The organism is Paenibacillus mangrovi, assembly GCF_022898935.1.
Classification (GTDB): Bacteria; Bacillota; Bacilli; order Paenibacillales; family Paenibacillaceae; genus Paenibacillus_AQ; species Paenibacillus_AQ mangrovi.
The window spans coordinates 990,108-997,330 of the sequence record NZ_JALIRP010000001.1; the positions used below are offsets into that span (position 1 = coordinate 990,108).

6 protein-coding genes are annotated in these 7,223 nt (G+C 44.9%); 4 read left to right on the top strand and 2 right to left on the bottom strand.

Features of this window, described 5'->3' with window-relative positions:
* Nucleotides 1-41 precede the first annotated feature (41 nt).
* Together MUG84_RS04520 and MUG84_RS04525 are read right to left on the bottom strand one after the other, a co-directional pair.
* On the bottom strand, nucleotides 42-1,292 hold the full coding sequence (locus MUG84_RS04520; RefSeq protein ID WP_244720821.1) for a methyl-accepting chemotaxis protein: 1,251 nt from the start codon (nucleotides 1,290-1,292) through the stop codon (nucleotides 42-44).
* Between the two features lie 233 nt (nucleotides 1,293-1,525).
* Nucleotides 1,526-2,302: a protein-glutamine gamma-glutamyltransferase gene (locus MUG84_RS04525; RefSeq protein ID WP_244720985.1), complete on the bottom strand. Its 777-nt coding sequence runs from the start codon at nucleotides 2,300-2,302 to the stop codon at nucleotides 1,526-1,528.
* A 243-nt stretch (nucleotides 2,303-2,545) separates the two neighbouring features.
* Here MUG84_RS04525 and MUG84_RS04530 point away from each other — a divergent pair, with 243 nt between their 5' ends.
* From MUG84_RS04530 to MUG84_RS04545, 4 genes are all read left to right on the top strand, one after another.
* Complete coding sequence (locus MUG84_RS04530; RefSeq protein WP_244720824.1) at nucleotides 2,546-3,472, top strand: radical SAM/SPASM domain-containing protein; 927 nt, start codon at nucleotides 2,546-2,548, stop codon at nucleotides 3,470-3,472.
* Nucleotides 3,473-3,927: 455 nt separating this feature from the next.
* Nucleotides 3,928-4,323: a hypothetical protein gene (locus MUG84_RS04535; RefSeq protein ID WP_244720827.1), complete on the top strand. Its 396-nt coding sequence runs from the start codon at nucleotides 3,928-3,930 to the stop codon at nucleotides 4,321-4,323.
* Between the two features lie 29 nt (nucleotides 4,324-4,352).
* Nucleotides 4,353-5,765: a vWA domain-containing protein gene (locus tag MUG84_RS04540; protein WP_244720832.1), complete on the top strand. Its 1,413-nt coding sequence runs from the start codon at nucleotides 4,353-4,355 to the stop codon at nucleotides 5,763-5,765.
* A 77-nt stretch (nucleotides 5,766-5,842) separates the two neighbouring features.
* Nucleotides 5,843-7,223: PrsW family glutamic-type intramembrane protease (locus tag MUG84_RS04545; RefSeq protein ID WP_244720834.1), on the top strand; the 1,381-nt coding region annotated here is incomplete at its 3' end.

The window sequence follows — 7,223 nt, forward strand, 5'->3', positions numbered from 1 at the left end:
AAACAGCCCCGGGTGGATGATCCACCCGAGGCTGATGGCGCTTAGAATTTAAAGACTTGAATGGTTTTCTGCAGTTGGAACACGGCTTGTCTCATCGCTTCGGTTTCTTCCACGACAGCCTCGATGGATTTCATCTGTTCATTCATGGATGCGGACACCTGCTCGGTTCCTGCCGAAGACTCTTCCGTAATCGCCGAAATGTTCTGAATCGCGCCGGAAATCTTCTGGGCGCTTTCGAGCATCAGATCGCTCTCGCTCGAAAAGGCGTTGATCTGCTCGGTTATGTATTGTACGCTTTCCACGATATTAGAGAAAATTTGCTCCGCTTCACGGATCATTTCATTTTGTAGACGGACAACTTCCTCGTTGACCTGAATATTTTCAATAGCCTGGCGGATGTCATACTCAATGCTTTTGACCAGCCCGAATACTTCCTGGGTAGAGAATGTGGACTCTTCGGCAAGCTTGCGCACTTCCTGAGCTACGACAGCAAAACCCCGGCCATGTTCACCGGCTCTTGCTGCCTCAATGGATGCATTAAGAGAGAGCAGGTTGGTTTGCTCAGCCAATTCGGAGATGGTTTTAGTGATTTTGTTGATGCCGTATGCATTTTTGGAAAGCGCATCGATCGTCTTGGCAACGTTCTCGGTAGCTTCCACGTTTTTACGCATGCCTTCGGCCTGCTTATCAACAGATTGGCGGCCCTTTTCTACAAAGCTCAGCGTCAGCTCCGATTGTTTTTTCATTTCCTTGGTGGAGCTTGCGTAGTTGCCTACCTTGAGTTCGATGTCCTGAATCGATTCGGTCATACCAGCGACATCTTCGGAAATTTCGTTTGCACCGATGGCAAGCTCGTTAGAGGCGGAGGCGACAGATGCCATAACTGTTTTGAGCTCCTGATTCTTATCCGCAATACCGCGGCTTGCATCAATAACCTGGCGTGTAATGCTGGATGCGTCGTTTAAAATTTTCTTGAGCTTGTCTATCATGCTGTTAAACGAACGGCTGACGTCGCCCATAGAGCCGGACTCATCCACACGATTGGTAAAGACGCCTTTGGCGATTCCCGCGGTTACATTGGCGATGCTTTCAAATGATGATGTAAGCGTTCTCTCAACATACCGGGCAAGAGGAAATGTCAGTGCTGCGAGCACCACAACAAACACGATACCGGTGATGATATGGCCAATTGCGATAAAAATCACTAGAGCCGGAAAAGCGAACAAGGCGGCAACCAGATAGCACCCGGCAATGATTCTTTGGGACAGCGGTAGATTTTTCAACCACGACATAGGTAATTAGACCTCCTTATTATGTGCTAATTCTACCATATTATAGCACTGACTCGAAGATATGGTCTATAAACGTTTACAGAATAAGCTAAAATAAGTGGATCTTTTGACATAATTCGATTTTCCTACGTTGTTCCCGTAAGAAAAATGTCTATCGTCGTACTTTCACAGAATGACAAACCGTACCTGAAAAAAGCTGCCGCAAAATGCGCCAGCCGGTCGCTGCTCTTGAGTCACGTATGCAAATAACGACGCCGTCCGATTTGTGTGGTAATGCCGCCCTCCTGCATGAAAGCCTGCTCAATCACATGAGAGCCGATTACGGAACTACCCGCTTCGAATTGGGATAAATAGAGAAAATCCGGGTAAATCACCTGATCTGTCAAATAGGCGGAAACGTTGCTGCCAGGTATTCGGTTCCTGTTCAGTTTGGCAATGATGGCTCGCGATGAAACGATGCCAATTCCGTGTCCGTAATATAAATCTTCCTCAATCTTGACAGTATTCTCGCCCTGCCATTCCATGTGCTCCGGGTTGACGTCCGGATTTTTAAAATAACCTACGTCGCCTGGAAATGACCTGGCAGATCCATACTTTTCAATCAGGCGCAGGTCACTGTCATAATGCCAGTCATACAGCAGCAGATCCGCGAACATCCGGTTAAATTCCTTTTCCTCTATAGAATCAAGCACACCTTTGTACAGGACGATGACGATTGCAGTTGCACATTCAAACCCATACAAGGATCCATTGACGAATATATCGCGGATTCCTTCCGCTGGCGTAACGGATGATCTAAGTTCAAACCCGCCTTTGCTGTTTAGATGCCAATATTGTTCATTGCAAAAGGAATCCTCGAAGGTTTCAAACGACGGACCGCTCCGTTTAAGCGCCTTAGCTGCTTCAACGATCGCGGTCCTGAGCTTAAGCTCGAACTTCAAATGCGAGAGAGAGATGTAGCGGTAAGTATCCGGACTGTTTTTCTTGGAAAGATAAATCTTTTGCCACAATGCAGGCCAGGATCCTATCTCGAGAACAGCTTCTTGATCACCGATCAAAATCACCTTGATTTCACGCTCCTTTCTGCAGCCTAAGTAGAGCATATGACGGAAACAAGCCAAGAAATGTCAATCCTAAGCATATTTTTGACACATAACGTGTTTGATGGGCTTGTTAAGGTTGCCATAGGCAGGGTTCTACTATACTATTTTGTAAGGACGACTGATTAATAGAAGCAGACTGGAGTAATGATCATGAAGAGATTCAAAAAGTTTTATGTCGAGCTGACAAGCCGCTGTAATCTGGCCTGCACCTTCTGCCCGCCAACACACAGGGCTACCAATTATATTACGATTGAGCAGTTTACTCATACACTGGATGAAATTAAGCCATACACGGACTATATTTATTTTCATGTCAAGGGAGAACCGCTGCTGCATCCCCATATTGACCAGCTCCTGGATATTGCCCATGAAAAAGGTTTTAAGGTGAATATTACATCTAACGGAACGCTGCTGCATAAAGCAGGACCGAAGCTGATGAACAAGCCTGCGCTTCGGCAGATGAATTTTTCATTGCACAGCTTTGACGGTCATGTTGGCTCGAAGGACAAGGATTTGTACATTGCCAAAGTTCTGAACTTCGTCAAGGAAGCGATGGCTAATTCGAATCTGATCGTATCGCTTAGACTGTGGAACCTCGATATGGACAATGCCACGAATCTGGAGCGGAGCCGCAACCGTGAAATGCTGGAATATATCGAAAACGAATTTGGTCTGGATTATAAAATTGATGAAAAAGTTGAGCCGGGCAAAGGCATCAAGATCGCGGACCGGATTTATATTAATATGGATCATGAATTCGAATGGCCCGATTTGAAGGCGGAAGAGGATTTTGAACCGGGCTTCTGCCATGGTCTCCGCAATCAGGCTGGTGTGCTGGTGGATGGTACTGTCATCCCTTGCTGTCTGGATGGTGAGGGGATCATCAATTTGGGTAACATATATCAGAATGGTTTTACGGATATCATTGAAGGTGAACGCGCAACCAAGATTGTTGATGGGTTCTCGCGCCGTGAAGTAGTCGAGGAGCTTTGCCGCAAATGTGGATACCGGAAGCGTTTTAACCATAAGGCCAACGGTTTCGCGGCTGAGTCTGACAAACATGTGAGTTGTAACTAATTTTTGTTGCATCCTGGAAGATAATTTGCCATCAATCTTGAATATAATGTCAAAGCCTGAAATCTTTTATGGATCAGGCTTTTTTTATTATTAATTCCAACTTGCGGGCATTCTCCCTGGGCCAGAGTGATAAGGACCGCTGCGACAGATAAACATGAAGCTAGAATAATCCCATCCCGGAAAGAGTAGCTATGGATAATGGGGCCGATCGCCATGGTAAAGTTCAACACCCATTTTAATTAATAACCAAACTTTACTGGCAGGACCTCTTCATGGTTCAATTAGCATGGGAACAAAGACTAATATTTGTTATATTATCCATTTATGAGTGAAAATCACTGCTTTGTAGTGTATGATTTGAAAAGGCACTTTGGAACCGAATAGAACAGATATCGGTTTTGGTTTAAGAAGTGGTCTGCATGAATACAAGATGGCGAAGGGGTGGATAGTTATTGTTGAAAAGTTCGATAGCAGGAACAATCGCTGTATTTTCTGTCGTTTCCTTGCTGGTAGGCTGTAATAATGCAAAAAAAACGGAAGCCGAAGAGCTGAAATTAGAGGGGGACTGGAAACTTACCGGCGGTTCCAAAGCATCAGGTTGTTTTTCCGAGATGAAATTTTTCGAAAATCCCGAGTCCAATAAGGACCCTCTATACGTGCACGAAACAACAGGGGATCTGACCAAAACATGGTACGGGGAATATGAGAAAGCAGAAAATGATATTCGGGTTATATTTAATGAGCCCAAAGCGGAACCTTTCATTATGGCCGCCGACCGTAACGGAAACGAATTAAAGCTTTCATATGAATGGAAATCGGCAAATCTGGTCTGCTCGTATCAGCCTGAATAACAGGTAGAATATTAATCGGAGGTACATTAATGATTCGAAGATCTATCTTCATTTTTGTAACTTTAATCATATTTCTAGCGGGTTGCAGTCATGAACCTGATAAGAACACTTTGAAAATTCAGGACTCACCGGATTCCTCGCTAAGTGTCGAACCAGAAAAGAACACCTCGAAAACTCAGACCCCAGCAGATTCAGATCAAAGCGAACCCCGCTCAGAAAATCAAATCCCTTTGGACTCTAATCAAAATAAACCCACGGCTCCTTCAACAGATGAAGAAATATTAATGAAACCACCAGGACGCTTTGCCGGTTCCAATTATGATGAACAGAAAGTTAAGGCAGCTTTGGATCAATTACCGAATGACTTGACTGCTGATCAATATACTGAAGAACTCCTCCTCCTATTGGGTGAAGATTATAGCTCTTATATAACCACTTTCAAAGAATATGACACAGAAATTAAAGTGGATATTGAGCGGCCTAATGGCAACATCACATTACCCGCAAGTAGAAAATTACACATTTCGATCCTACTTGATGCCAGTGGCAGCATGAAAGCGCAGATCAATGGCAAATCAAAGATGGACTCTGCCAAAGATGCTATACAGATCTTCGCAGATAAATTACCTGAAAATGCAGAAGTATCTTTGCGGGTATATGGACATAAAGGAACAGGGAGTCAGAAAGATAAACAAGTATCATGTAACAGTACAGAAGAAATCTTTCATGGCCAAGGTAACCAGACAAATCAAATAAAAACGGCACTTCAAAGCGTAAAACCAGCTGGATGGACACCCATTGCAAATGCTCTGAAATCTGTAAAACAGGATATAAATCCTGAGACAACCGATTCGGTTGTGTATGTGGTAAGTGATGGAATTGAAACCTGTGGCGGTAATCCTGTACAGATTGCTAAAGAACTCAACCAATCCAAAGTGAAGACTATTGTAAATATTATTGGTTTTAATGTTGATAATGAAGGACAGAAATTGCTTCGACAAGTTGCTACATCTGGTGGTGGAGAGTTCACTTCTGTAGATAATGACGAATCGCTAAAAAATGTTCTCAATAAAGCGTATATCAAATTACTAGGCGAGTGGCAGAGTTGGCAAGCAAGAGGTGAAGGACAGGCAAATACACAAAAAGAACAGAAACAGGGAGCTTTCAATACTACAGAAACAAAGATGCAAATTCTAGCGAACAAAGAATATGATAATCTTCTGAAAGCCCTTAGGTATCTACAAACTAAATACGGAACTGCTATCCCTCAAGATGTCTACTTGCAGATTACTGAACGTAAGAGTCTTGCATGGAATTATGCTCGTATTACAAAGAGGCGTTTATATGACGAAGTCGCTAAAAATGGAAAACAGGTTTATGACGATTTCAAGAATGAAGGCGATAAGAATATCGAAGATCTGAAGAATAAGCAAAATAATTAGCGGCTGAGACAATGTGATTCATGTGCATCGTATTAGCCCCGCTCGCACGAGGTCCGCATCCAAAGGAGGCGTCCGCAATGAATACGATCTGGTCCATCCGAACCGGGATTCGGGATTTTCTTGAGGCCATCATTCGAACTTGCCGATCATGGATTGAGAAGTATCCGTTTATTAAAACGGTGTACACGATTTTTTCCTGGCTATCGCTAATCATGTTTGTTCTAAGTTTGTTTTTCATTAAAGAATCGCGTACCATGTTGGTTCAATATTTATGGTCGTTTTATGTGCTCCTGCAATTTTGGTTTCTATGCCGAAGTAAAACGATGCCATGGAAGCCGATCGTTCTGTTCGTACTGGCAGGCGTTTTTCTGGTCGTGCCGTTTACGACGCTTACGGTCAATGCTCTTCACATGCTTTTCGGCGGAAAAACATCCGATACCTGGTCCATTGCCGTGATCACGCCAATTTTTGAAGAACTATGGAAGCTCCTTCCGCTAGGCATATTTCTGTTGTTCTCGCGTCGAGCTTCCGCCTTGAGTTTAAGCGATTACACGCTCATCGGGGCGGCGACCGGCGTCGGCTTCCAACTGATGGAGGAACTTTCCCGGAGATGGCTGAGTTCCGGCGCCTTCGGCTACAGCTATACATGGCTGGGTGGCAAAACGATCCATTGGGATTTGTTCTCACTGTTTCCCGGGCGTTTCGAAGAAAGTTTTTTTCCGACGCTAATGACTGTCGGTCATCCCGTACATACCGCCATGATCGCGCTTGCATGCGGAATCGCCTATCGGATGCGAAGGAAACTGACGAAATGGGTTTTTCTGTTCCCGGCAATCCTTTTGCTTTGGGCCATCCTGGATCACGCGGCTTATAACGGTCAGCACCAGCTGCCTGGATGGGTACTCAAGCTTCATGACTGGACCGGCAGCGGTTATAAAACTCAGCCGTTCTTCCTGCTGATGCTGGCCGCATCGATTTTTGCCGACTACTGGTCGCTTAACAAGGTACGAAACCGCCTTCCGTCACTGCCGAACGAGCCGCTTCTTAATCCGTTTACCGAGCTGTGGAATATGATCCGCTCATTTTGTCTGGAGCGGGGAAAATTCATCTATTGGCTCGGATTTTACCGGGAGCGCAGGGAGCTTGGATTTCATATGCTTTATGGAAATGAAGAAGCGGCCGGCAGACAGGAACCTATCGATGCCAGAGTAAAAGCTCTTTGCCAGGCGTTGACCGGACTTGCTATAATTCTACTCGTGGCGGGTCTGTTCGCAGGCATCGGGGCTCAAACGTTTGGAAGTGAACCGGCATGTTTCGCCTGTATGTTCGATTCGCTGCAGAATTGGTGGGATCACCTTCATTGGTATGAACAGGTCGCAATCTTGCTCGGAGCCCTTGCCTTGTCAATGATGTTCGTCGGATTCGGGTCAGCTTTGAGCATCGCAATGACGGGAATGT

Excerpts from the sequence above, each read along its gene's own strand:
- MUG84_RS04520 (WP_244720821.1), bottom strand. The coding sequence starts at position 1,292 with ATGTCGTGGTTGAAAAATCTACCGCTGTCCCAAAGAATCATTGCCGGG.
- MUG84_RS04530 (WP_244720824.1), top strand. The coding sequence starts at position 2,546 with ATGAAGAGATTCAAAAAGTTTTATGTCGAGCTGACAAGCCGCTGTAAT.
- MUG84_RS04540 (WP_244720832.1), top strand. The coding sequence starts at position 4,353 with ATGATTCGAAGATCTATCTTCATTTTTGTAACTTTAATCATATTTCTA.